This is a genomic window from Fischerella sp., from assembly GCF_013388695.1.
Taxonomy (GTDB): Bacteria; Cyanobacteriota; Cyanobacteriia; order Cyanobacteriales; family Nostocaceae; genus PCC9605.
Window position 1 is genome coordinate 1 of sequence record NZ_JACAEU010000067.1, and the last position, 24,575, is coordinate 24,575.

General features: G+C 43.8%; 20 protein-coding genes and 1 pseudogene. 11 read left to right on the forward strand and 10 right to left on the reverse strand.

The annotated features are described in order from the left end of the window. Window positions 1-213 (forward strand): annotated as a pseudogene (locus HXY43_RS09240) (hypothetical protein); the annotation flags it as partial. A 49-nt stretch (window positions 214-262) separates the two neighbouring features. Here the strand turns inward: HXY43_RS09240 and HXY43_RS09245 are convergent. The 6 genes from HXY43_RS09245 to HXY43_RS09270 form a co-directional block, all read right to left on the reverse strand. Next, a complete protein-coding gene (locus tag HXY43_RS09245; protein WP_290882535.1) occupies window positions 263-418 on the reverse strand; it encodes a hypothetical protein in 156 nt (51 codons plus the stop codon). 47 nt (window positions 419-465) lie between these two features. Further along, complete coding sequence (locus HXY43_RS09250) at window positions 466-918, reverse strand: SRPBCC domain-containing protein (RefSeq protein WP_026734636.1); 453 nt, start codon at window positions 916-918, stop codon at window positions 466-468. A 50-nt stretch (window positions 919-968) separates the two neighbouring features. Further along, window positions 969-1,556 carry a DUF2459 domain-containing protein gene (locus tag HXY43_RS09255; protein WP_290882539.1) on the reverse strand — a complete coding sequence of 196 codons (588 nt, stop codon included), beginning with the start codon at window positions 1,554-1,556 and terminating at the stop codon, window positions 969-971. A 42-nt stretch (window positions 1,557-1,598) separates the two neighbouring features. Then, window positions 1,599-1,772 (reverse strand): hypothetical protein, encoded by a 174-nt coding sequence (locus HXY43_RS09260; RefSeq protein ID WP_290882542.1) that lies wholly within the window; start codon window positions 1,770-1,772, stop codon window positions 1,599-1,601. Window positions 1,773-2,058: 286 nt separating this feature from the next. Next, window positions 2,059-2,409, reverse strand: coding sequence for a phage holin family protein (locus tag HXY43_RS09265; RefSeq protein ID WP_072032409.1), 351 nt, complete (start codon window positions 2,407-2,409; stop codon window positions 2,059-2,061). 112 nt (window positions 2,410-2,521) lie between these two features. Next, window positions 2,522-2,704, reverse strand: coding sequence for a hypothetical protein (locus HXY43_RS09270; protein ID WP_290882546.1), 183 nt, complete (start codon window positions 2,702-2,704; stop codon window positions 2,522-2,524). Window positions 2,705-2,769: 65 nt separating this feature from the next. Between HXY43_RS09270 and HXY43_RS09275 the strand changes: the two genes are divergently transcribed. Next, window positions 2,770-3,012, forward strand: coding sequence for an AbrB/MazE/SpoVT family DNA-binding domain-containing protein (locus HXY43_RS09275; protein ID WP_290882549.1), 243 nt, complete (start codon window positions 2,770-2,772; stop codon window positions 3,010-3,012). Between the two features lie 305 nt (window positions 3,013-3,317). Then, a complete protein-coding gene (ptsP, locus tag HXY43_RS09280) occupies window positions 3,318-5,843 on the forward strand; it encodes a phosphoenolpyruvate--protein phosphotransferase (RefSeq protein ID WP_290882552.1) in 2,526 nt (841 codons plus the stop codon). Window positions 5,844-5,920: 77 nt separating this feature from the next. On the opposite strand, the gene HXY43_RS09285 is transcribed toward ptsP, so the two are convergent. Both HXY43_RS09285 and HXY43_RS09290 read right to left on the reverse strand, forming a co-directional pair. Then, the gene (locus tag HXY43_RS09285) at window positions 5,921-9,802 is read right to left on the reverse strand and encodes a PAS domain S-box protein (RefSeq protein WP_290882555.1); all 3,882 of its coding nucleotides are present in this window, start codon (window positions 9,800-9,802) and stop codon (window positions 5,921-5,923) included. A 608-nt stretch (window positions 9,803-10,410) separates the two neighbouring features. Beyond that, a complete protein-coding gene (locus HXY43_RS09290; protein ID WP_290882557.1) occupies window positions 10,411-11,181 on the reverse strand; it encodes a hypothetical protein in 771 nt (256 codons plus the stop codon). Window positions 11,182-12,457: 1,276 nt separating this feature from the next. On the opposite strand from HXY43_RS09290, the gene HXY43_RS09295 reads away from it, so the two are divergent. From HXY43_RS09295 to HXY43_RS09315, 5 genes are all read left to right on the forward strand, one after another. Further along, window positions 12,458-12,712, forward strand: coding sequence for a hypothetical protein (locus HXY43_RS09295; RefSeq protein ID WP_026734646.1), 255 nt, complete (start codon window positions 12,458-12,460; stop codon window positions 12,710-12,712). Window positions 12,713-12,714: 2 nt separating this feature from the next. After that, window positions 12,715-13,980, forward strand: a complete 1,266-nt coding sequence (locus HXY43_RS09300; protein ID WP_290882561.1) for a murein transglycosylase A — start codon at window positions 12,715-12,717, stop codon at window positions 13,978-13,980. 145 nt (window positions 13,981-14,125) lie between these two features. Beyond that, on the forward strand, window positions 14,126-15,175 hold the full coding sequence (lpxD, locus tag HXY43_RS09305; protein ID WP_290882564.1) for a UDP-3-O-(3-hydroxymyristoyl)glucosamine N-acyltransferase: 1,050 nt from the start codon (window positions 14,126-14,128) through the stop codon (window positions 15,173-15,175). A 250-nt stretch (window positions 15,176-15,425) separates the two neighbouring features. Beyond that, complete coding sequence (locus HXY43_RS09310; protein ID WP_290882567.1) at window positions 15,426-15,905, forward strand: Hsp20/alpha crystallin family protein; 480 nt, start codon at window positions 15,426-15,428, stop codon at window positions 15,903-15,905. 608 nt (window positions 15,906-16,513) lie between these two features. Next, on the forward strand, window positions 16,514-19,066 hold the full coding sequence (locus HXY43_RS09315; protein ID WP_290882570.1) for an AAA family ATPase: 2,553 nt from the start codon (window positions 16,514-16,516) through the stop codon (window positions 19,064-19,066). A gap of 120 nt (window positions 19,067-19,186) precedes the next feature. On the opposite strand, the gene HXY43_RS09320 is transcribed toward HXY43_RS09315, so the two are convergent. Beyond that, the gene (locus HXY43_RS09320; RefSeq protein ID WP_290882571.1) at window positions 19,187-20,092 is read right to left on the reverse strand and encodes a CoB--CoM heterodisulfide reductase iron-sulfur subunit B family protein; all 906 of its coding nucleotides are present in this window, start codon (window positions 20,090-20,092) and stop codon (window positions 19,187-19,189) included. Window positions 20,093-20,329: 237 nt separating this feature from the next. On the opposite strand from HXY43_RS09320, the gene HXY43_RS09325 reads away from it, so the two are divergent. Next, window positions 20,330-20,581: an acyl carrier protein gene (locus tag HXY43_RS09325; RefSeq protein WP_026734652.1), complete on the forward strand. Its 252-nt coding sequence runs from the start codon at window positions 20,330-20,332 to the stop codon at window positions 20,579-20,581. Here HXY43_RS09325 and HXY43_RS09330 read toward each other — a convergent pair. After that, window positions 20,553-20,780 carry a hypothetical protein gene (locus HXY43_RS09330; protein WP_290882573.1) on the reverse strand — a complete coding sequence of 76 codons (228 nt, stop codon included), beginning with the start codon at window positions 20,778-20,780 and terminating at the stop codon, window positions 20,553-20,555. The two genes, HXY43_RS09325 and HXY43_RS09330, sit on opposite strands and share 29 nt — an antisense overlap. Between HXY43_RS09330 and fabF the strand changes: the two genes are divergently transcribed. Further along, complete coding sequence (fabF, locus tag HXY43_RS09335; protein ID WP_290882576.1) at window positions 20,779-22,029, forward strand: beta-ketoacyl-ACP synthase II; 1,251 nt, start codon at window positions 20,779-20,781, stop codon at window positions 22,027-22,029. The two genes, HXY43_RS09330 and fabF, sit on opposite strands and share 2 nt — an antisense overlap. A 361-nt stretch (window positions 22,030-22,390) precedes the next feature. After that, window positions 22,391-24,403, forward strand: a complete 2,013-nt coding sequence (tkt, locus tag HXY43_RS09340; RefSeq protein ID WP_290882579.1) for a transketolase — start codon at window positions 22,391-22,393, stop codon at window positions 24,401-24,403. Window positions 24,404-24,575 lie beyond the last annotated feature (172 nt).

Consider the following 24,575-nt stretch of genomic DNA (forward strand, 5'->3'; position numbering starts at 1 on the left):
AAAGATGTTGTCTTTTTTGAAGATACTGCCCGATTTCGAGCTTATAATTCTGCTACTAACTGGTCTATTATCCGTACTATTGTCAATAAGTCCCCGTCCTTAAGGGCGGGGTCTCTAATACTGCGAAGTTCGGGTTATCCTTGTTTGACCAAAGCACTACGATTTCTCCGCCATAATCTTGAGTTACTTTTTTCTCTGCTGACTATGAATTAGCCCTACCTGTTTCCGGGCTGTTGTATAGGTGTGCAAGATATGAATCAATTTATGTCGGAAAACGAGTAGGAATATATGAAATTCTGCCCTGTGTATTTGTTTCTTCTGGAGCTGGACGGTATTGCAACCAGGCAAATAAAGCAGCAGTACTGAGAAAAATAAAGGTGATAGTTGCTACTAATTGAAGCATAATACTGTAACGCATAACAAAGCCTTAGATTTAAGATTTTTAAAATGCAAAAGAATCAAATTCTATACTTTTCCTACAGCTTCTGATTGTTCAGATCGCATTTTCAAGGCACGATTCATTTCTTCAAAACCTTGGCGCGTGTTTGTATCAAGTTGGTGTGCAAATAACGGAACAAGTAACCCTCTAAAAACTTCCCTTTGAATGAAGTGAGTGCGATTTCTTTCCAGAGATTCAATCACGAAAATGTGTTCGCCATCAAACAGCCCTGGTATGAGAAAATGACCCAACCAGCTTAATTCTCGATTTGGCATAGCTTTAAGAACTGTCGGTTTAAAAGTTATCTCATTTTTTCCTGGAGGCTTAATTTGTAGTTCCAGTTGTGCGCCCTCTCTAACCTCTCCACTGACTCGACGGATAAAGGGATTCCATGTTGGAAAACTGTCAAAATCGGTGAGTATTTTCCAAACCTGCTTATCCGGTGCTTGAATCTCGATCTCTGTGTAGATTTCTTTCATAGTTAATTTTTAAGATGTATACTTTGTGTTTATGAGATAAAGCATTAATCTTATGGACGTTCTACCCGAAAATTTGCCCACATGATAAAGCCATGAACTCGGCATTCCAAATCTTGTAGCCACTCAACTAGTTCGTGATTGCTATTGTGTAACAAGGTATAGTCTTGGTCATCTTGGACTAAGGTTAAACCTGTTTGTGGATTTTCGATGCTCGTTTCAATATTGCGGTTAAAACGTTCATCTAATAATTTCAACAGCCGTGTTACTTTGGCTTGCGCAACTTCTAAACTTAATAGGGTGTAATCTTGCTGTTGAATGATTTGCTGGAGTTCAGCGATATTGCTAAATTTTCGCCGACCGAGAGTGCCTTGAGTTGGTACTAAAAGTGCCGCCGCCCCATTTCTTAAGTCCTGCTGATTTAGCGCAAAATAATTCCAATCACCGTAAGCATACTGGATTAATTCGCCGTTGCCACTGGGTAAAACCAGTCTGGAATGCAAGCCGTGGTCTGTGACATAGATAGCGATCGCTTCGGTAGGGTCAGCAGGGGGTACGATGGTTGCGGGAGACAACATCCAGACAAATAAGATAGAAACAATTACTACGGAAGTAAATTTGGCAATGCGGCATAAACGCATAGCTAATGCATGATGCTATCAAGCATCAACCTATAAATTGAGTTAAACAAGGTTATAGTGTTCCATTTCTACCAAGTAAGGTTTTTTCTGCATAAAGTAGGGTTTGACCAAGCGGACGTAAATTAATAACCACAACGCAGCTACTGCAATACCAGTCCAGATCACTGCTTTCCAAAACAGCCCTAGGTAGTTACCCACACCCAAGGCATGTCCCAAACCAAATCCAACGATAATAACTGCTAAGATGCCATGAGCTATACGCCAAGGTTCGTAGGGAATGTTAAGCTGTTTGCGCCAAATGGAAGTGACAATATCGGCGCATACCTCTTAACCTTGCTGTTGCGATACAGCTTGCAATCGCCTGTTGATTTCCGACCAATTCACCTATCAAAAAAACAATTTGTTGTCGCAAAAATTTTATTATCATAAATTTTTGCCTTAAATTCACAATCTTATGCTTTGTCTTGATTAGTTATTCCAAATGAAACACTCGCTTTTTTGATCAAGTCAGTGGTGCTATGAGCCTTAAGAGAATGGAATTAATAATTGCCAAAGCGATTGAACCAAGCAAAGCGCTCCAAAAACCGTATCTTAAGCGAAAACCAGGCACTATAGCAGCTGATAACCCAAAGATAATTGCATTTAGAACAAAAAAGAATAAGCCTATGGTAAGGATAATGAATGGCAAGGTAAAAAAGGTTAAAACGGGAAGTAAAAGTGCATTCAATATTCCAAAAACTGCGGCGGTAATTAACGCTTTTCCAAAACTGTCGATTTCTACTCCTATTGGTAGTCTAGAAATAATCAAAAAGCTGATAGCTGTTACTAACCAAGTAATTATCAACCCAACCATAAGAAAGACTCCTTATCAGTAACATGTCGATTTCGGTCGAGCAGGTCGATATTTTTAGTATTTGCGATAAATGTGAAGAGAAAGTGACCGCACTACCACGCTGTCACCAAGTTCATACAAATTCATAAAGCTTGTGTTTGCGGTACTTGCGTCTGATCGCGAACTGCCTATATCGAGCACGTTGAAAAGCAGACACCATTGGTGTATTGCTGACATCAGCATCAGCGCGAACACAGGGAAAACCTTCAGTCAAGCCAAGATGATAAGTGCCCAAGTTTAAGTAAAACAGAGCCATATTGATGAATTTAGATTTAATCCTTACCATAAAGTAAGAAATAAGTTTAAAAGTAAGGAAAACCTATGTCTATTACTACAATTACTAGTAAAGGCCAGACAACTATCCCAAAAGAAATTCGAGATAAACTTAACTTACGTCCAGGCGATCGCATTAGTTTCATTGTCGAAGCTGATGGTAGAGTCTACATTCAACCGCTGAATGTGCATGTTGAAGAATTGTCCGGTATCCTCCACCAACCAGGAAGGGAACCAGTATCTATCGAAGAGATGAATGCAGCAATTGAACAGTCTGGTGGAAGCTTGTGATGAAGGGGCTGGATAAAGAAGCTGGATGTAGTGAAACTGCCACATTTGATGCCAAGTTGAAAGGAGTTGAGAGATTTCGCTCACTTTGACCTTACTTTAAAGTATTGAAAGTCTGTTGATTACATAAAGTCAAAATTAAGAAACTGCTACATTCCCAGATTGAGATGATATTTTCGATCGCAGTTAAAACAAATAATGTTTTGAGATTACAGTTTGCTGATAAGTTGCCCATATTCTGATATATTCCCCATAAGTAGGTGGAAGCATTCTCAAATCTCAACTCAAAACTAATTAACGGTGTTGCCGTGGTTGGAATTGTCATTGTTTCTCACAGCAAACGGTTAGCAGAAGGTGTGCGGGAGCTAGCAGCCCAAATGGTTCAGGGCAAAGTCCCTTTAGCCGTGGCAGCAGGAATTGACGATCCAGAAAACCCGCTAGGTACAGATGCTATGCAGGTTTATAACGCGATCGCATCTGTTTACAGTGATGATGGTGTCCTCGTGTTAATGGATCTGGGTAGCGCCTTGATGAGTGCGGAAATGGCGTTGGAGTTTCTCCCAGAAGAACATCAACAGAAAGTACACCTGTGTGCTGCACCTCTGGTAGAAGGTGCGATCGCCGCAACAATCGCAGCCGCAGCTGGTAATAATATTCAGCAAGTAATCGCCGAAGCACAGGGAGCATTAATAGCAAAAGCGACTCAATTAGGTGTAGTCGACCACCTCACCACCTACCCCTCTCCACTAGCGGAGAGGGGAGAAAAACAAAACACAAAAGAAATTCGTCTGACTGTCAGCAATAGGCTAGGATTACATGCCCGTCCAGCAGCTCGATTTGTGGGATGTGCTGCCCGGTTTCAATCGCAAGTAAAGGTACGTAATGTTACAAAAGGTAGTGATTTTGTCCGTGCTGACAGCATTAACCAAGTGGCAATGCTAGGGGTGCGTCAAGGACACGAAATAATCATCACTGCAACTGGTTCCGATGCAGATGAAGCACTAGCTACATTGCAAGCATTAATTGAAAGCAACTTTGGCGAAGATAATCGCGCTTTAGAATCTCACTCCATCTCCCCCTCTCCCACTCCCCCTCTCCCCCCCTCTTCCCTGCAAGGCATTCCCGCTTCGCCCGGAGTCGCGATCGCACCCAGCTTCCAATTTAGAAAAATACCCCTTGTCTTACATCAAATCACCCCTATATCAATACAGGAATATCACGTAGAAAATCCTGAGTCTCAGTGGCAACGTTTACAATCAGCTCTACAAACTGCTCGACAGGAAATTCAGACTTTGCTCTCAAACGCATCAATTCAAATTGGTGATGCAGAAGCAGCTATATTTGATGCCCATCTGTTATTTCTAGAAGACCCAACCCTGATTGAAGCAGCACAGCAACGCGTCTTTACCCACCATCTCAATGCTGAAGCCGCTTGGCAAGGAGTTGTAGATGAGGTGGCAAGTAACTATCATCACCTTGACGATCCCTATTTACGAGAGCGAGTAGCTGATGTCGTCGATGTGGGACAGCGAGTGTTACGAGTATTATCTGGTGCTCCTGTAACTGCTGTGGAGATATCCCAACCTGCGATTTTAGTTGCTGCTGATTTAAATCCTTCTGATACAGCAGGGTTAGACCCAACAAAAGTTTTGGGCATTTGTATTACTGCGGGTAGTGCTACTTCCCACAGTGCCATCCTTGCCCGTTCATTGGGCATCCCTGCAATCGTTGGTTTACCAGCAGAGATATTGCAACTTGCAGATGGAACCCTCCTCGCCATAAACGGTGAGACGGGTAGGGTATGGATAGAACCAGAACCAGACATCTTAGCAGCGCTGCAAGCAAAACGTGAAACACAGCAAGCTGCCCAACAACAAGCATTGAACATTGCACGCCAGCCTTGTTTAACTCGCGACGGTCGCGCTATTACTGTATTTGCGAATATTGGCAGTGTAGCTGATACACAACAAGCTCTGAAATTAGGCGCGGAGGGTGTAGGATTACTTCGCACCGAGTTTCTTTATCTTAATCGTACAACTGCTCCTTCGGAAGAAGAGCAACTAACAATTTATCAAGCGATCGCTCAAATTTTAGATACCCGTCCTTTGATCATTCGCACTCTCGATGTAGGCGGAGACAAATCACTTCCCTATTTAGGAATACAGTCTGAAACTAATCCTTTTTTAGGTTGGCGCGGTATTCGTTTTTGTCTGGATAGTCCGCAAGTGTTGAAAACTCAGTTGCGGGCAATTTTAAGAGCCAGTTTCGGACACCAGATCAAAATCATGTTTCCAATGATTGCCACTGTAGCAGAAATACAAGCAGCAAAAGCTATCCTAACTGAAGTGCAAGCCGAACTACGTCAGGCTGGTATCGCTTTTGATGAAACAATGGAAGTGGGCATCATGGTAGAAGTGCCAGCAGCGGTTGCCATTGCCGACCAGTTAGCCGCAGAAGTAGACTTTTTTAGCATTGGCACTAACGACCTCAGTCAGTATGTGATGGCAGCAGATCGCACCAACCCAAAAGTAGCAAATTTGGCTGATGCCTTCCATCCCGCAGTGTTGCGAATGATCCAGCAAACCATCCAGACTGGACATGCTGCTGGCATATGGGTAGGGTTGTGTGGTGAAATGGCATCAGACCCTTTGGCAGCATCAATTTTATTAGGATTGGGGCTAGATGAAGTTAGTCTAAATCCCCACGCTATCCCTGGATTTAAAGTTGCGATCGCACAATTGACAATGACACAAGCAGAGGCGATCGCAACAACAGCATTGCAACAAGATTCTGCTGCTAAAGTTAGAGCATTAGTTTCGACTTCAGTGGATTAAGACTCTGCGAGCCTCTGCGCTTACTCTGCGAGCCTCTGCGTTAAAATCGCTACTATATTTACGCAAAGCTGTGTAAACTAAGTTCGTCCTACAAGTCTGGCTACCACTGTGACTAACTCACATGGATCGACAGGTTTGGGCATATGTAACTGAAAACCTGCCTGTATGGCCCGACGCCGATCCTCGGCTCTTGCATAAGCTGTTAGGGCTGCTGCTGGTATTTTTCCGCCTTGTTCTGGCGATCGCGATCGCAGTTTGCGGATTAAGGAGTAACCATCTTCCTGGGGCATACTAATGTCACTTACCAATACATCTGGTTTCCAGTTGGTTATTGCTTCTAGTGCTTCTTGCACTGATGCCACTGCCTGAACTTCCGCTTGAGATTCCTGGAGTACCGTAACCAGAAAGTCGCGAGTATCAACTTCGTCATCTACCACTAGCACGCGCACGCCATCCAGGAGGGAGAGGGGGAGAGTAGTGGAGGGGGAGAAAGTATTAAATATTGACTCTTGACCTTTGAGGAGTGGTAGCTTGACTGTAAAGGTTGCGCCTTGGTCTTTTCCTTGACTTTCAACGTGGACGCTACCACCGTGCATTTCTACTAAATGGCGTACGATCGCTAACCCCAGCCCTAGTCCGCCATGCATTCTGGTACTAGAACTATCTGCTTGCCGAAAGCGATCGAACACATAAGGAATAAACTCAGGGCTGATACCGATGCCAGTGTCCTTGACTGTGATTTGGGCATAGCGGTTTTTGTGATGGGGTGGTGGGGTGGTGGGGTGGTAGGGAGCATCTGATTTGATGTTCTCCGCATCTCCCCATCTCCCTATCTCCCCATCTTTTTGTTCTAGGCGCACTTCTACCCTGCCGCCAGTAGGTGTAAATTTGATGGCATTGGATAGTAAATTCCAAACTACCTGCTGTAAGCGCTCTGAATCACCAGAAACTAGTGCTGCCGCAGGATCGATATCAGTCTGAATATCAATGTCTTTTGCTTGTGCTGCTAACCGTACTGTATCTAGGGCAGCTTCGATAATCGCAATCAAATCGCAACTGCGAACATTGAGACGCAATTTACCTCTGATAATCCGCGAGATATCTAGCAAATCTCCTATTAACTGTGTTTGTGCTTTGGCGTTGCGCTCGATGGTTTCTACTGCTTTGGTAATCTGCGTTTCGTTGAGTTTGCGCGATCGCAACAGTTGCGCCCATCCCAGAATAGCGTTGAGAGGCGATCGCAATTCGTGAGATAGTATCGCCAAAAACTCATCTTTCATGCGGTTCGCTTCTTGCAACTGCTCGGTTTGTTGCTGCAACGAAGCAATTAACCTAGCTCGTTCCATAGCGATCGCAATCTGATCGCAAACTGCTTGCATCATCCCCATTTCATTCTGGGAAAACCGCAAACGGCTGCGGCTGCAAAAGCACAGAGTACCCAAAAGTTGCCCTTGTGCTATCAACGGATAACCATAATAAGCCGTAACACCAATAAAACGCAGGAATTCAGTTTTTGGATCATTTGATTGCTTGACATTTTCTACAGAAATAAGACGGCGCTCCTGTGCGACAGTACCACACATCCCGTCACCTAATTCTAAATACTCAATTGCTCTAGCAATTTCTGCATCAATACCGCAGTAAGAAGCTAGCTGCATGATCTGGGAGTTTTCAGTAACTAAGAAATTAAAGTAAATATCTAAACCTATCTGCTCCGAAAGTTTTCGGAACAAACTTTCAATTAGTGCAACTGGCTCTTGGCTGGAAAGTAAATCGCTAGCTGTGCCAAATAAGAGCTGTAGGCGTTTGTAGCCCAATGACAGCGCTTTTTCAACTCGCTTGAGATTGGTAATGTCTTGAAATGTCAGTACACATGTAGCTTGGTGCCCGTGCATCGCTGGCAGTGTATCGGCATATATCAACAAAGAGCGGACACCCGCGCTTGTGTGCCAGTCCAACTCTACTCCATCCAAGCGTTCACCACGCGCCACTCGTACTCCCGGTGCTTGTTCGTCGGGAATGGGATTGCCGGCAGCGTCAGTTGAGTAGTAAAGATGATGATAGTCTGCGGCTGAATCTGCCTTGGGAAATTTGCCCCCAGCTACTTCGTCTGCGGCTCTATTCGCAAAAGTCACCCGTGCGGTTCCAGGCTCAATCAACACTAGCGGCGTTGGCATGAGGTTGAGTACATCTTCCAACCATTTTTGCTGGTTAAGGAGTGTTTCTTCTACCTGCTTGCGTGCTGTGATGTTCTCAGCAAATGCCAAAATTTGATAAATTTCTCCTTGATCGTCAATAACTGGCACATACTTGATTAACGCAGTGAAAGTGCCACCTTTAGGTAAAGTTATTTTGGCTTCTGTTGTTTGGGTTGTGCGTGTTTCAATTGCCCGGAGGAGAATGGGCAGATAAAGTTGTGTGACTTCAGGAGGAAAGATTTCTTCATCAGTACGTCCGAGAATTTCCTCTTTAGGCTTGTGAGAATGCTGCAAAGCGGCTGTATTGACATACTGGAACCGACGTTGAGCATCGTAAATAGCAAAAACATCTGGCATGTTATCAACCGCCAATCTAAATCGCTCTTCGCTTTGGAGTAGCGCTGCTTCTGTCTGCTTGCGATCGCTCAAATCTAGGATAAACGCCACAGATTCTTCTCGTTTCTCTCCTACTAACGTATAACCTACTAAAACCGGAATGCGGCTGCCATCACGCCGAATGTATTCTTTTTCGTAAGGTGTACAAGCACCGTTAGCTTTAGCCTCGGCAATCCGTTGTTCATCCAAATCCAAATACTCTGGTGGTGTAATCTCTTTCCAGCTGATCCTGCCTGCATGTAGTTCCTGTTGCGTATAACCAATCATCTGGAGAAATTTATCGTTTGCTTGCTGAACACCACCATAAACGTCACCGTATAAAATGCCGACGACATTTGCTTCTACAAAACTCTTCAGTTTTTCTATATTTGTTTTCAGTGCCAGTTTAACGCGATCGCGCTGCACACTAAGCCGTTGAACAGCTGCCGCAGTTTGCCAGATGGCGATCGCAAAAAACACAATCACAATAATCGCAAACAGCGCGATCGCAAATGCTGTATCGTACTGTCCCGTTTTTTGTCCTTGCAGAATTAACCATCCTGTCCCTAAAGGAACTGCGATCGCAATAATCAACAAGCGACGTGCCAGCAAACCACCGTCAGTTGAACTTGTCACTACTCGCATCAGCCCCTGTTCTGGCCGCGCCCACAAAATACCAATACAAAGCATTATAAATGTCAGCGCCGTATGCAATGCCATTGATGTGACGTTGGGAAGTATGCCGTACAGGAGTTGCACTTCGTAGGCATAACCGATCAAAGCCAGCAAAGCAATGACAACTGCGATTGAGACGAAAATCTGAGCATACCAATCGCTACGACGGGTTTTTGGTTTTTCCACAAGCTCTAAGGCTCTGCCGATCAGTATAAAGCTTAATGCTGTATTCAAATCCATGCGTCCTGGTTGGGATGTCAACATGGGATTTACTTCTTCACTAAATAGCAACTGATCAATTCCGAGATTCCAGTCAAACAAGTATTGAGTTAATGTCAGTGCCCCAATTATAAAAACAGCAAATGCACACGCGCGAGCGAGTAGAAGAGTGGGGGAGTGGAGGAGTGGGGGAGATGTTGGAAAGTTTCTCCCTCTCTCCCTCTCTCCCCCTCTCCTTCTCCTTGTTTCTCCCACTCCTCTTAAAGACAACCATAGCGATAAGCCTGATAGCAGAAAACACAGCGCTGTGTTTCCCTTCATCGTCACTTGGCTGAGATAAAAGCAGTTCTTCAAAACATTGATGTCGAGCCACCAGCCAAGCATTACCAAGCAGCCGATCGCGATCGCGACTACACTTCCAAATTGTGCAATTAGTAAACGTGAAGAGATTTGATGTAAATCGTGCTGAAGCAAGCAGTTGACTTTTTGCATTGATAATGTTGTTACCGTATCTATCTGGCGCGGTAAATTTCAAAATTTGTTGCCAACAAAGGCTAGATCACTAAATGCTATATGTGCGATATATTGAATATTTTTGAATCTACCTTGGTGCGGATTTTTTGATAATAGTGTCAAGAAACTGTTATGTTAGTGGTTATTTGTCAAACTACATTAATAAACTACCAACTACTATCTACTAAGATAATCGTCATTTGATTTGCGGATGGTAGATGGTAGGGGTAGGTGTGTTAGCGCTACTCGTAACGCACCATTGATCTGCTTCTGGGTGCATTACGCTATCGTAAATGCGCTTGGGGCGGCTTTCCGTAGAGTAGAACAGACCCTGCTTTTATGCTTAAATGCAAATCAGATCGGTTTAATTACCAACTAACTACTATAGGAATCCGGTTTGATTATTGAAAAAATCTAAGTTATCGGCGAGAGTACGGCACCAAAAATATAGAATGGTGCGTTACGCCAAAGGCTAACGCAACGGCAATAAAGGGGGAGGAAAATCCACACCCCTTTTTGCCTCCCCTACGTATCTTTTCAAAAATCAAATACTAGTCCTATAACTACTAACTACTAACCAATTTTTATCAAAAAAACAATTTAAATCGCATAAGTTGAGTTTCAATTGTTTGCAGTAAAATTTTATTCAATTCTATACTGTCTTGAAACTGTAAAATTTGTGTTGGTGGCAAGTCAAAGGGAAACTTTCCTGACAAATCAGGACGCTGCATTTGTGCAAGTAAAATTTGTTCAGTTCGTTTACTTTGAATCGCATAACCAATTTCAACACAAACAGTTGGACTGGGAATTAATTGAGCAGTTTGTTTGCCCTCAATGCTTGCAATGGGTGTAGCATCTGCAATAAACAACAAACTCTTACGGATTTTTCGCATCATGGCACTTCCCAGCCTTAAAGAACCATCTTTGGGGCGATAAGATTCTATTAATTTCAGGGGTAAACGCGATCGCAAATTTAAATTTTCTAAGCCGATCGTTAACACCTCGCGTAGAGCATCAGTTGCTGGTGGATATTCTGTTTGAGAACAGAAAAAAATAGTTGGTTCTAACTGCCCTAATACTGACTGTTTGGTAAAATAAATTTCATGACTAATCAAGTCAATATTAGCTACACAGTAGCCACCACTGCCCTCTATATAAAATTCAATATTCTCGCCTTCTAGATAGCGCTCGAACCAAGTCGATTTCTTTATTTCCTCGCTGTCTTCTAAGAAATCCGCTCTTAGCCCTGATTTCAACAGACTTTTCTTGCTGAGGCGAATGTCTGGCGGACGTTTTTCCACTTCCTGTATAGGTTCGTAATCCTCAAGATACCATGCTCTAAGAGCAATTATTGACATAAGGCGCTATTTTAACTGTCTGATGCTAATTCACTTCGTACCAGCTTACACCTTACACCTAGTACTCGACCAATCAAAAATATTGCTGGGTGGAGACTAAGAAAAGAGTAATAGCTATGTCCTATACCTGTGTCCTAACGACGGTTTCAGCAGTCTTAACAACAATTTGAATTTTGGTGACAACAGTTTGAATGTTCCTAGCGATCGCACTCGTGTTGCTAACAACAAATTCTGCATTTCTAGCAACAGCTTCTAGCGTGGTGACAACTAGTCAGCCGATAATAACGACGGCTTGTTGTAGAATCACTCCAATCTTCTGCTTTAGCATCAAGTTTTCTTTGTGTCTACCCTGCGGGAAACTGCTATCGCGTCTATGTGCTTTTGTGGTGAAAAAATAAATTTTATTAACCACGAAGACACCAAGACACCAAGTAAAATCACCAAGATTGTCCCTTAAAAGCAAATTGGACTTTTTTAACACACCTTGACAGGGCTAATTTATAGGCATAGTTTTAAAAAAATAACAACACCCAAGCATCTACCGGATGAGTGATTTCCTCTCATTGCTAATTCTAGCCGGGGATGTACTGGGCTAATCACCTTTTAAATCAGTGATACCAATCAGTTACAGCGCCCCCTTTCTCTCACTATGAGGAAATATCATCTCTCGAGTCAGGTGTTGTTATCTCGTTACGAGACAGATGTAACTTCAACAGCGTTTTTACCTCTTTTTATTTTTCAACTAGCTGTTTTATCTGCCAGGGAAGCTTTGTAGCTTTAAATATTAGATTAGCATGGTTAGATGAGAGTAGCTATTTTTGAAACTAAACTTTACTTTTTAAAGTATCAATAAGAAATAGTAAGCGGAAAGCAAAGGTTTTCACAAGCTTAGTTTTTGATGAAATTAACTGACTGAATTCTATAATCTGGTTAATATTTTTAAAGTTAAAATCCTGTAACACTAGCCCTATGTTTTTGAGATTTATTTAGTTAACGATCATAAAATATTAAGTTTTGAAAAAAATAGTTAGTGGTTAGTGGTTAGTGGTTATTGGTTCTTCCCTCACTCTCCCCACCTCCCCAGTCCCGCCAGGGAACCCTTGTTAGGGGAATAACCGTCATAGGCGGAAGTAATACTGAAGAGTTAATGGCGATCGGTGATAAGTTATTAATTCAAATCCTCCTGGTTCGGCTCACTACTGTATGTTTTTCCTCTTCCCATTCAGGCAGTGCGTAGTCCAAAATGGGTTGGATGTGTTTTAAATGATGCAATTATATGCCTAGAACTCCAAATGAATACGCAGTGCACCTATTAATGGCAAGCGGTCATCGAGAAGAAGTGCGTTTTCCAACGATTCAAGAATTTCAGAAATGGTATAGTGCTGAACTTATGCCAAAATCTGCTTCTGATGACTTTATCAACGTGCCGATCAAAAACATTCAGGGTGAATACATGGTAGTGCGCCCCTCTCGGATTGTGGCAATCCGAGTAGAACCACTTTTTAGCTCTAGTGTGGAAAGATTTACATAATTATGAACAAAACGCTTGCTTTGGTTTCCTTGAGTCTGGGAATTTTCCTTGTCAACCCTATTTGCTCAGTATTGGCTCAGGTTCCTAACTTCACACCACAGCCATTACCAGGCAATTTCCCCGAACAATCACCACCGCAAGTGCCAATAAGCGTGCCAGAGATACAGCCACCGTTAAAACCGATAACCTTGGAAATAGTCTGTACACCTGCTTATCAATGTTTGGGTTGGGATGAACAAATTTGGGGCACAAAGGGCAAACGAGGCGATCGCAAAGCTCTGTTGACAGCTATTGACAACAGTTTGCGTTACCTGACAACTACCAAGGCTATCGCAGCGTATCAAAATTATCCCATTCCAGAAATTACCCTTGATCGGGTTCGTCGTAGCTTGCAGCGTTTTCGTCAGTTGGTGGTTAGTTCTAAATCACCAGCACAACTGCAAGCTGCTGTGCGGAAAGAGTTTGTCTTTTATAAATCAGTCGGTAACGACGGTCAAGGCACTGTTAAATTCACTGCTTATTACGAGCCGGTTTATACTGCCAGTCGCGTTCGTACATCTGTATATAAATATCCTGTCTATCGATTGCCATCCGACTTTGACCAATGGGCGAAACCGCACCCCAAACGTATAGATTTAGAGGGCAAAGATGGTTTACTAGGTGATAAAAGCCCATTACACGGTTTAGAGTTGTTTTGGTTCCGCGATCGTCTAGATCCATATTTAGTACAAATTCAAGGTTCTGCCCAGTTGAGGTTAACCGATGGGACAAGAACCTCTATTGGCTATGCAGGAGGGACTGATTACCCCTGGACTAGTGTTGGTAAAGAACTAGCTAATGATGGCAAGGTAGTCTTAGAAGGTTTAACGCTACCCAAGGTGATCGCGTACTTTCGTCAACATCCCAACGAGTTGAATAATTATTTACCACGTTGGGAACGCTTTGTCTTTTTTAAGGAAACTGGGGGTACAGCAGCTACTGGAAGTATTGGTGTACCAGTAACGCCAGAGCGTTCTATTGCTACAGATAAATCTCTCATGCCTCCGGGAGCGCTAGCAATAGTGAACTCCAGATTTCCCTATGCTGCTAGCGGTGGAAAACTGGTTTTTCGTCGAGTCAGTCGCTTCGTATTAGATCACGATACCGGCAGCGCCATCAAAGGGCCGGGACGAGTGGATTATTTTATGGGAACTGGTAAATTAGCTGGCGATCGCGCTGGTATAACAGGTGGAAATGGTACTCTATATTATTTGCTACTGAAGGAGTAACTAGGGATTAGGGATTAGAGATTAGGGAATGGGGAATAGGTGAAAATTATGAATGCTGAATGCTGAAAATTTCATAATTCATAATTCATAATTCATAATTTTTATTTCCTAGCACCTCTTGATATGTAAGGACTTTTTTATAACTATGAAATTTAGCGAAATCTTAGCAAAACTCGGTGACGCCGCTGTTTCTAATAGTCTCAATGTAAATAAAGACAATAACCCAGAAATTACAAGCGTTGCAGCAGTTGATGAAGCAACAAGTGGTACTATCAGCTATATTGAGGGGTTAAAATTTGCGGCAATGGTGGGCAAAACAGGTGCCAGTGCTTTAATTTTGCCTCAAGATGAAGCATTGCAGGCACAAGCGCAAGAGCGCGGTATCGCCTGGATCGCAACCCCAGAACCAAAACTGATATTTGCGAGAACGCTCAAGTTTTTCTACCAACCCTGGCGTCCCGATCCAGAAATTCATCCTACTGCTGTAATTCATCCCACCGCGAAAATCGGTACTGATGTTTACATTGGGCCGCATGTGGTGATTCACCAAGCAGTAGAAGTTGGCAATGGCGCATGTATTCATGCCAATGTTGTAATTTATCCTGATACTAAGATAGGCGTTCGCACTACTTTACACGCTAATTGCACTATTCATGAACGTACCCTGATTGGTGCAGATTGCGAGATTCACAGTGGTGCAGTCATTGGTGCTGAAGGCTTCGGCTTTGTGCCCACTGCCACTGGTTGGTTAAAAGTGGAACAATCAGGTTACACCGTTTTAGAAGATGGTGTAGTTGTTGGCTGTAACAGCGCCATCGATCGCCCAGCCGTAGGAGAAACACGGGTAGGCCGTCATACAATTATTGACAATTTAGTACAAATTGGTCACGGTTGCCAAATTGGTGCGGGTTGTGCATTAGCAGGTCAATCTGGAATGGCAGGAGGAGTCAAAATCGGAAACCGCGTGATTTTGGCGGGACAAGTAGGAATTGCCAACCAAGTGAAGATCGGGGATGGGGCGATCGCATCTGCTAAAGCTGGAATTCACAGCGATGTTTTACCGGGAGAAATCGTCTCCGGAACCCCAGCCGTACCCCACAAAACTTTTCTGAAAGTGTCTGCTATTTTGCCTCGTTTACCGGATATTTATCAATCTCTAAAGCAATTGCAACGCCAAATTGGACAAAAATCATGATTGTTAGTAGTTAGTAGTTAGTAGTTAGTGGTGAATAGAACAACTAACCACTATCCACTAACCACTAACTTTTATCTAGAAACCACAACCTGAATAAGTAGGGTTTACCTCACTACTAAAATTGCTATTTTCAGCAAATATAAAGATGAGGGCGATAGAAAAAACGCCTAAACTACTTAAGAGTGATAGACAATTTTTGAATCTACCTTCAATTCAGTTGTAATACTGTTTCCAAGGAGGTTAAAAATTTATGGCACTTGTACGTTGGCAACCATTCCAAGAAATGGAAAGAATTCGTCGTCAAATGGATCGTATGTTTGACGAACTTGCTGGATTTGATCGTGAGTATACGACAACTTGGGCACCCGCAATCGAGTTGGAAGATACAGACGATCAACTAATTTTGCGAGCTGAAATTCCGGGTATTGAAGGCAAAGACTTAGACATTCAAGTAGCAAGAGAAGCTGTATCTATTGCCGGCGAAACTCGGCAAGAAAGAAAAACTGAAGAACGCGGATACTTACGCTCTGAATTCCGCTATGGTAAGTTCCAACGCACAATTCCTCTGCCTGTTCCTATCAATAATGACCAAGTCAAAGCTGATTTCAAGAATGGCGTTTTGACATTAACACTACCAAAGGTAGAAGAAGCTAAAAAGAAGGTAGTGAAAATTAATTTGGAAGATGGCAAAACTTCCCTCCCTGATTCAAAGTCTGTTCAAGTCGTTTAACTGGTTGGGGAGAAAGCCATAAAAAGTAAAAAGAGGCGTTATATAATACGTAGCTTTTTACTTTTTCCTGAGAAGGATTACTGAAAGTTAATGTAAGTATAAAGAGGGTGGGACTTTTCTCACCTTTTTTAGTTTTTTTGTGTGTCAGTAGTTTGGTATATTTATATCTAATACTTTTCGGATTAGCACCTTTGATCTGGAGAACGACACACTGAGGACGCCAGTTACTCTGGGAACGTTGTGTAGTCTTAAGGCTGTATAGCGAAATAATCCCTAACCATACCACAAGGTTAGTTGGGGTGCGTTCAAACTAACATATTTCTTGTGATGACTATTATGGCTAGCAATTGAACCTCTCCAGAAATGAGATATCAGTCCAGACTGGGCAAGGTTTGAGGTTTATTTTCGGAGATGTCTATTGTTGTTTGTGATTGGGACAACAAATCACCAAATACCAACCAACTACTAGCTACTGATGGTTAATTTTTACGTACTGAAGTAATATTATACAAGTAATAATACTGAATATTTGCTTATACAAAAAATGAATGTAAAATCTATATCAAAATCATAGCAATATCGCGGTACATAGGGGAAAATTCGACTTCATGACTGGAGAACAATCCATGCCGCACAGCAGTCTAAAAGTAAATATACAGACAGAAACTATTGGTAAGCTGGCTGTTGGGAATCACACGATCGAGGTTGGTGCAAGCTACGGCGCGATCGCAGAATTAGCAATCACACAAGAGCAACTCACTTTAAACAAGCGTTCTGCACCAGTGTTCATACGTCAACCTCCGAGCGATAAATTACTGGAGCGTGAAGTATCAATCAAAGACGCGATCGCAGCCCTAGAATCTGGACAAACAGTAGAATTTTATAGTCCCGCAGGTTTTGGCAAAACTTTTTTATTAGGTTGTTTAGAGCAAGAATTACAAGCCAATTCTGCGTTCGCTGATGGTGTCATTCGCCTATCTCCTATTCACCCGTATGTGGGCGATTTACTCCAGTCCATCTGGGAAGCTTTTTATGAAAGCAATATTCCTTATAAACCTACTGATAACCAAATTCGGCAAAAAATTCAGGATAAACAAGTACTGATCTTACTGGATGACGGTAATAAACTCATCCAAGCTGAAGTGCAACAGTTGAGAAATGCTACAAGCAACTGTACCTTAGTGTTAGCTTCTTCAAAGCAGCGTATTCACAAACAGGCATATTCTATCGCGCTGTCTGGGCTGTCTGTCCAAGATGCTCTAGTTTTTGTAGAAGAAAAAATACAGCGCTCCCTCACTATGGAGGAATTACCTGCTGCGAGATCATTGTGTATCATTTTAAACGGGCATCCGATGCATATACAGCTAGCGATCGCCTACATGCTGGAAGAAAAGCGAACGCTAGCCCAAGTCGTCAGTCAATTGCCAACTTCCGAACCAGGTAAATATATCATCCAACAAATCATTGACTCGCTGAGGGAACCGCAAAAAAGCATTTTGGCTCTGTTAGCTTTGATGGATGGCGTAGGGTTGTCGGAGGAAGCGATCGCAGCTATTACGCAAATACCTAACACTCTTGAGATGTTAGAGAATTTGCTTCGGCGTCATCTCATCCAACAGGAAGGCTCTCGCTATAGCATCTGCAAAACAATAGCAGAAGTTTTGCCACCAGAATGGAAGCTAAAAGAACCTCTAGAAAGTGCGATCGCTTACTTTACAAATTGGGCACAACAGCATCAAAAGCAGTCAAAAACATTATTTTCAGAAGCTGACGCGATCGTGCAAATCTTAGAAGTAGCAGTCAGATCTAGCCGTTGGCAGGATGTCTTGTGCTTGGTTAAATTAATGGAAAGTGCACTCGCTTTGAGCAAGCGATGGGGTTTGTGGGAAGAAGTGCTGCAAAGAGGACTGCAAGCATCTCAAGCCGAACGAGATAAAGCTTCAGAAGCTTGGGCATTGCATCAATTGGGTACTCGCGCCCTTTGTCTAGAAGAAAATAGCACTGCGCTTAAATATTTGACTAGAGCTATAGAATTACGGGAATCTTTGAATGACGAAACGGGAGTTGCTGTAACTCGCCACAATTTCAATTTACTTTCCTCACAGGAGGAGCATCATTTCCCATCTCTATCGATTTCTCAGTCTCAAAGTTTACTAAATGGCAGCGGGGAAAACCATAATTTCCAGGAAAAACAGAAAAGTCAGCAACAAGTTGAGGTGACTGTTCCTAACTCTGGAAACCAAAACACAGAGATCACTGTTACTCTTCAACCTGTTACACAGCAAACTGCTCCTCCATCAAATTTTGGCTCGACAAAAAACGGTCATCAACATCAACCTGGGATCAATCATCAAGGTTCTCTAAAGGCTGCCAAACCCCTACCACCCTCTTCATCACCGCCACTAACTCGCATGAATATAGTGACGAAAGATCTTTTGCCTTCATCCGAGCATTACCGGCAAAACTTTTTACTCTCGCCCAAAGGAATCATCACCACTGGAATTTTAGCTTCAGGTGGATTGCTAGCTTGGTTTAACTGGCATCGTTCCACACCCACACCTACGCAACCAGCCACAACAAAGCCTCAGACAACTACCAAGCCATCAGTGATACCTAAGCCTACAGCAACAGCGACTGCCGAGCCATCACCCATTGCTGCACCGACACTCATACCCACTCCTAAGCTGTCACCTATTCCCCAAACCACACCTAGGATAGATCCGGCATTAAAACCAGATTTCCCAGAACCAACAAAAGTCAAACCCAGGCGATCAAAACAATCAAATAGTGAACCTGCTCTACCACTACCAAACTACTCGCCCAAACCTATTGATATTCCACAAACAAAACCGGCTACAGAAGCCACACCAACACCAACCTTTACACCAATGCCAACTCCAGAAATCGAGCCACCATCCTCAGAAATTTCACCCGCACCAAATTTTACACCAATCACACCGATAACACCAACACCTGAACCAAAATCCTCAGGAACTGCACCAACATCAATTTTCACCCCCTCCTCACTCATTCCAGAATCGACATCAAAATCACAACCACAAGCAGATAACATACCTGCTACTCCAGCAGTCACGCTTACACCAACAGAACCTTCGGCAGTCACAGTTACGCCAATAGAACAACCTTTTAATCAACAATAAAGGCTGTTAGTGGTTAGTGGTTAGTGGTTAGTGGTTAGTGGTTGGTGGTTAGTGGTTAGTGGTTAGTGGTTAGTGGTCAAATACACCTACTAACTACTATCTACTATCTACTAACTAAAATTACAGTCCTAATTTCTCTAGCACTGGCTTAGTAGACACAATGTGCCGTCCTAAACCTAGTTCTTTGGGACTAATACCAATTGCTAGGGCAATCAACTGGGGTAGGTGCAGCACTGGCAAACCTAGCTTATGCCCAATTACCTTTTCTACCTCTGGCTGGCGAGAATCTAAGTTCAGGTGACACAGAGGACAAGGTGTTACCATACAATCAGCACCAGTTTCTAAGGCTTCTTGAATGTGCATTCCAGCCATTTTGAACGACTGGGTGGTGGCATAACTGGCAAGGGGCCAACCGCAACATTGCGTACGACCTCTGTAATAAATTGGTGTTGCTCCCACTGCTAGAAAGACATTTTCCATCGTCTCCGGCTGGAAGGGATCATCATCAAGCATGGACTTTTTCGCCCGTAGAAGATAGCAACCGTAAAAAGCAGCGCATTTTAGCCCAGTTAATTTGCGACTAACCCGTCGTTGAATTTCTTCTAAACCATAATCCTTTGCGAGAGCGTAAAGGAGATGTTTAACTTCAGTGGTTCCTCGATAAGGCAAACAGCCTTCTTTTTCCAGCAAGGTATTAACCTGGCCAACATAATCGGGATTAGTTTTTTGGCATTCTTTGAGGCGTTCATCGACATGACCGATAACACCTTGACAAGTGCTGCAATGGGTTAGTAAAGGCAAACTTAATTCTTCTGCCAAAGAAATATTCCGGGCATTAACAGTATCTTCCAACAGTTGGGAATCTTCTTTAAAAGTGCCGGAACCGCAGCAAGCAGCTTTTTTCAGTTCAATCAGTTCAATGCCCAACGCTTTAGTGAGAGCAACTGTTGACTGATGAAGTTCCCGGCAAGCTCCTTGAGCAACACAACCAGGGTAGTAAGCGTATTTCAACGTATGAGATAGCATAGAAATTGTTAATTAGAGGTATTAGGCCTCTAGAATAACTGTTTTATCATCGCTTGTTGGTGTTGGTTGCAAGACTGTTGATGCTGGGGTGCATATTCTTAAAAAAATTTAGTAAGAATTGCAAAACAGAACCATTTAAAGAGTGTATGCGATCGCGCTTTCAGATAAGATGTATATGCTCAAAACCATGTCACCCATAAAGAGCGGATTATAGCAACTGGTTGAGGAATTTCATTTATGAGCCAAGCGGAAATTTTTGAAAAAGTCAAGAAAATCGTTGTTGAGCAACTGGAAGTTGAGGCTGAAAAGGTCACTCCCCAAGCCAGTTTTGCCAACGACCTAAACGCTGATTCCCTGGATACTGTAGAACTGGTAATGGCTTTGGAAGAAGAGTTTGATATCGAAATTCCTGATGAAGCCGCCGAAAAGATTGCCACAGTTCAAGATGCAGTGGATTACATCAACGACAAAGTTGCCGCATCCGCCTAAATAGGGCATGGGGCAATGGGCGTGGAGCATGGGGCAATGGGCATGGGGCAATGGGCAATGGGCAAGGGGTATAGAAAAAATCCAATGCCCAATGTCCAATCCCCAATGCCCAAATTCGATGCCCAATTCCCAATCCCCAATCCCCAATCCCCATTGCCCTATTTTTTTCTGCATTGAGAGCCACCTGTAACTGAGTCATGACAGATTTTATACGTAAACGCGTTGTTGTAACTGGTGTTGGCGCGATTACACCGATTGGTAATACACCAGCCGAGTATTGGGAAGGATTGGTGAGCGGGCGCAATGGCATTAGCGAAATCACCTTGTTTGATGCTTCTCGCCACGCTTGCCGTATTGCTGGTGAGGTGAAAAACTACGATCCGCACGATTACTTGGATCGTAAAGAAGCCAAGCGTATGGATCGGTTTTCCCAATTTGCCGTCTCGGCGGCAAAACAGGCTCTAGCGGACGCGCGGTTAGTCATTAATGACCTGAACGCAGAACAAATAGGTGTGATTATTGGTTCTGGCATTGGTGGTCTAAAGGTAATGGAAGAGCAGCAAACAGTCTACCTTAATCGTGGACCAGACCGCTGTAGTCCTTTTATGATTCCCATGATGATTGCCAATATGGCAGCGGGGTTAACAGCAATTCACACTGGAGCAAAAGGGCCTAATTCTTGTTCTGTAACTGCCTGTGCTGCTGGCTCTAACTCTATAGGAGACGCTTTTCGTCTGATTCAGGGCGGATATGCCCAAGCAATGATTTGCGGAGGAGCAGAAGCAGCAATTACACCCCTATCTTTCGCTGGGTTTGCCGCATGTAAAGCACTTTCTTTCCGCAATGATGACCCCGCTCATGCTAGCCGTCCCTTTGATAAAGACCGCGACGGGTTTGTTATGGGTGAAGGTACAGGAATTTTAATCTTAGAAGAACTGCAACACGCCATCAGTCGCGGCGCGAGAATTTATGCGGAAATAATTGGCTATGGCATGACCTGTGATGCTTACCATATTACTTCTCCCGTACCTGGTGGAGAAGGTGCCGCCAGGGCCATACAGTTGGCGCTCAAGGACGCGGGACTTACTCCCGAGATGGTGAACTACATCAATGCCCACGGAACTAGCACCCCGGCCAACGATTCGACTGAAACGGCAGCAATGAAAAAAGCCTTGGGAGATCACGCCTACAAAGTAGCAATCAGTTCCACTAAATCGATGACAGGTCACTTGCTGGGCGGTTCTGGTGGCATTGAAGCAGTGGCAACAGTAATGGCGATCGCCAATGACCACCTACCACCAACGATTAACCTGGAAAATCCCGATCCAGAGTGTGATTTAGACTACGTACCAAATGTTAGTCGCCCGGCACGTGTTGAAGTAGCACTATCCAATTCTTTTGGTTTTGGCGGTCATAACGTCACGCTAGCCTTTAAGAAATATGTCTAGGGTTGAGATTGGCGATTTTGGATTTTGATATCAAACTTTCAATTGGGTAAAAGGTTAAAGGTGAAAGGGAAAAGGCTTCTTGATTCCTTTACCCTTTAACTTTTACCTTTTCCCCACTCTGTGGAGAGTGTAGTGTCTGTGACACGCTCGCTACAACGTTCCGTCCCTTTAACAACCGATTATTTTGGCCAATCCTTCCTAGAATAAATCTAAAATCCCAGATCAAAAATCCCCAATTCTACGGCTTGTTTGTCAACAAGCACCAATGGGATGATGAGGATACTGTCTTGGGGAAATTTGATCCCCAACAGTGGAAAGCTACTGAAAAGAGTGCTAACCCGTCGTTCAAAACAATCTTATTATGGCTGTTGCAACCCAAACCCTTGAAGAACTTTGTATCAACTCGATCCGTTTTTTGGCAATTGATGCCGTAGAAAAGGCTAAGTCTGGACACCCAGGACTGCCAATGGGTGCTGCTCCGATGGCATTTGTGCTGTGGGATCGCTTTATGCGGTTTAACCCCAAAAATCCCTATTGGTTCAACCGCGATCGCTTTGTTCTGTCTGCTGGTCATGGCTGTATGTTGCAGTATGCCCTACTCCACTTGACTGGTTACGACAGCGTGACGATAGAAGACATCAAACAGTTTCGTCAGTGGGGTTCTAAAACTCCCGGGCACCCAGAAAACTTTGAAACACCAGGCGTAGAAGTAACCACTGGGCCATTGGGACAGGGAATTGCCAATGGGGTCGGCTTGGCGATGGCTGAAGCTCATCTCGCTGCAAAGTTCAACAAACCCGATGCCAAAATTGTTGACCACTACACCTATGTAATTCTGGGTGATGGTTGCAACATGGAGGGCGTATCTAGTGAAGCCTGTTCCTTGGCAGGACACTTGGGATTGGGTAAGTTAATTGCCCTATACGACGACAACCACATTTCCATCGACGGTTCCACCGACATTGCCTTCACAGAAGATGTGGGCAAGCGTTTTGAGGCTTACGGCTGGCACGTTGTAGTAGTAGAAGATGGCGACACAAATTTAGAAGCCATTCACAAAGCCATTGAAGCTGCAAAAGCAGTTACTGACAAGCCGTCTTTGATTAAAGTCCGCACAACTATTGGTTACGGCTCCCCCAATAAAGCGAACACCGCAGGCGTTCACGGTGCTGCCCTTGGTGGCGACGAAGTAATAGCCACTCGCAATAACTTGGGTTGGGAATACGAGCCATTTGTAGTGCCAGAAGATGCCCTCAAGCACTTCCGCAAAGCTGTAGAACGCGGTGCCCAATACGAAGACGAGTGGAACAAGGTCTTTGCTGACTACAAAGCTAAGTATCCCCAAGAAGCGGCTGAGTTTGAGCGGATGGTCAGCGGTAAACTTCCAGAAGGCTGGGAGAAAGCACTACCCACATATAAGCCAGGAGATAAGGCGATCGCCACCCGCAAAACTTCCGAAATCACCCTCAATGCCTTAGCACCCGTTCTGCCAGAAATGATTGGCGGTTCTGCTGACCTCACCCACTCTAACCTTACCGAAATCAAAGGCGGCGGTGATTTCCAGAAAGGACAGTACCAAAACCGCAACCTCCGTTTCGGCGTACGCGAACATGGCATGGGTTCTATTTGTAACGGTATTGCCCTGCACAAGTCTGGATTGATTCCCTACTGTGCTACTTTCTTGGTGTTTGCTGACTACATGCGGGCAGCAATTCGCCTGTCGGCACTGTCGCAAGCGGGAGTCATTTACGTCATGACTCACGATTCCATCGGTTTGGGTGAAGATGGCCCTACCCACCAACCAGTAGAAACTCTGGCTTCTTTGCGGGCGATTCCTAACTTGACGGTTATTCGTCCCGCCGATGGTAACGAAACCTCTGGTGCTTACAAAGTCGCCATTGAAAACGCCAATCAGCATCGTCCTACCTTGTTGGCATTGTCACGGCAGAACTTGCCCCAGTTAGAAGGAAGCAGCATTGAAGGTGTGACCAAAGGCGCTTATGTTCTTTCTGGTGGTGAAGGTACACCCGATCTCATCCTGATCGGAACTGGTAGCGAAGTACCCCTGTGCGTGGAAGCTGCGAAAAAGCTAGAGGAAGAAGGTAAAAAAGTCCGCGTTGTCTCCATGCCTTGTTGGGAACTATTCGACGCTCAAAGCGAATCATACCGTGAGTCGGTATTGCCCAAAGCAGTTAAGAAGCGCTTAGCTGTAGAAGCAGCTTCTAACTTCGGTTGGTGTCGCTATGTGGGTGATGAAGGCGCAATGATTAGCGTTGATCGCTTTGGTGTTTCTGCACCTGGCGGCGTGGCTATGGAGAAATTTGGCTACACCGTTGCTAATGTGGTAGCTAAGGCGAAAGAATTGTTGGGTTAATTAGCAACAGAATAATCTTGTTGAGGGTGGGCGATATGCCCACCTTTTTTTTGTTGGCGTTGCTGAATCAAGATATGAATTTACAATTCACGGGTATGTAGAGACGTAGCATTGCTACGTCTCTACAATGATTTGGCATCGAACTACAAAAATGTATGCACACATAATTCAT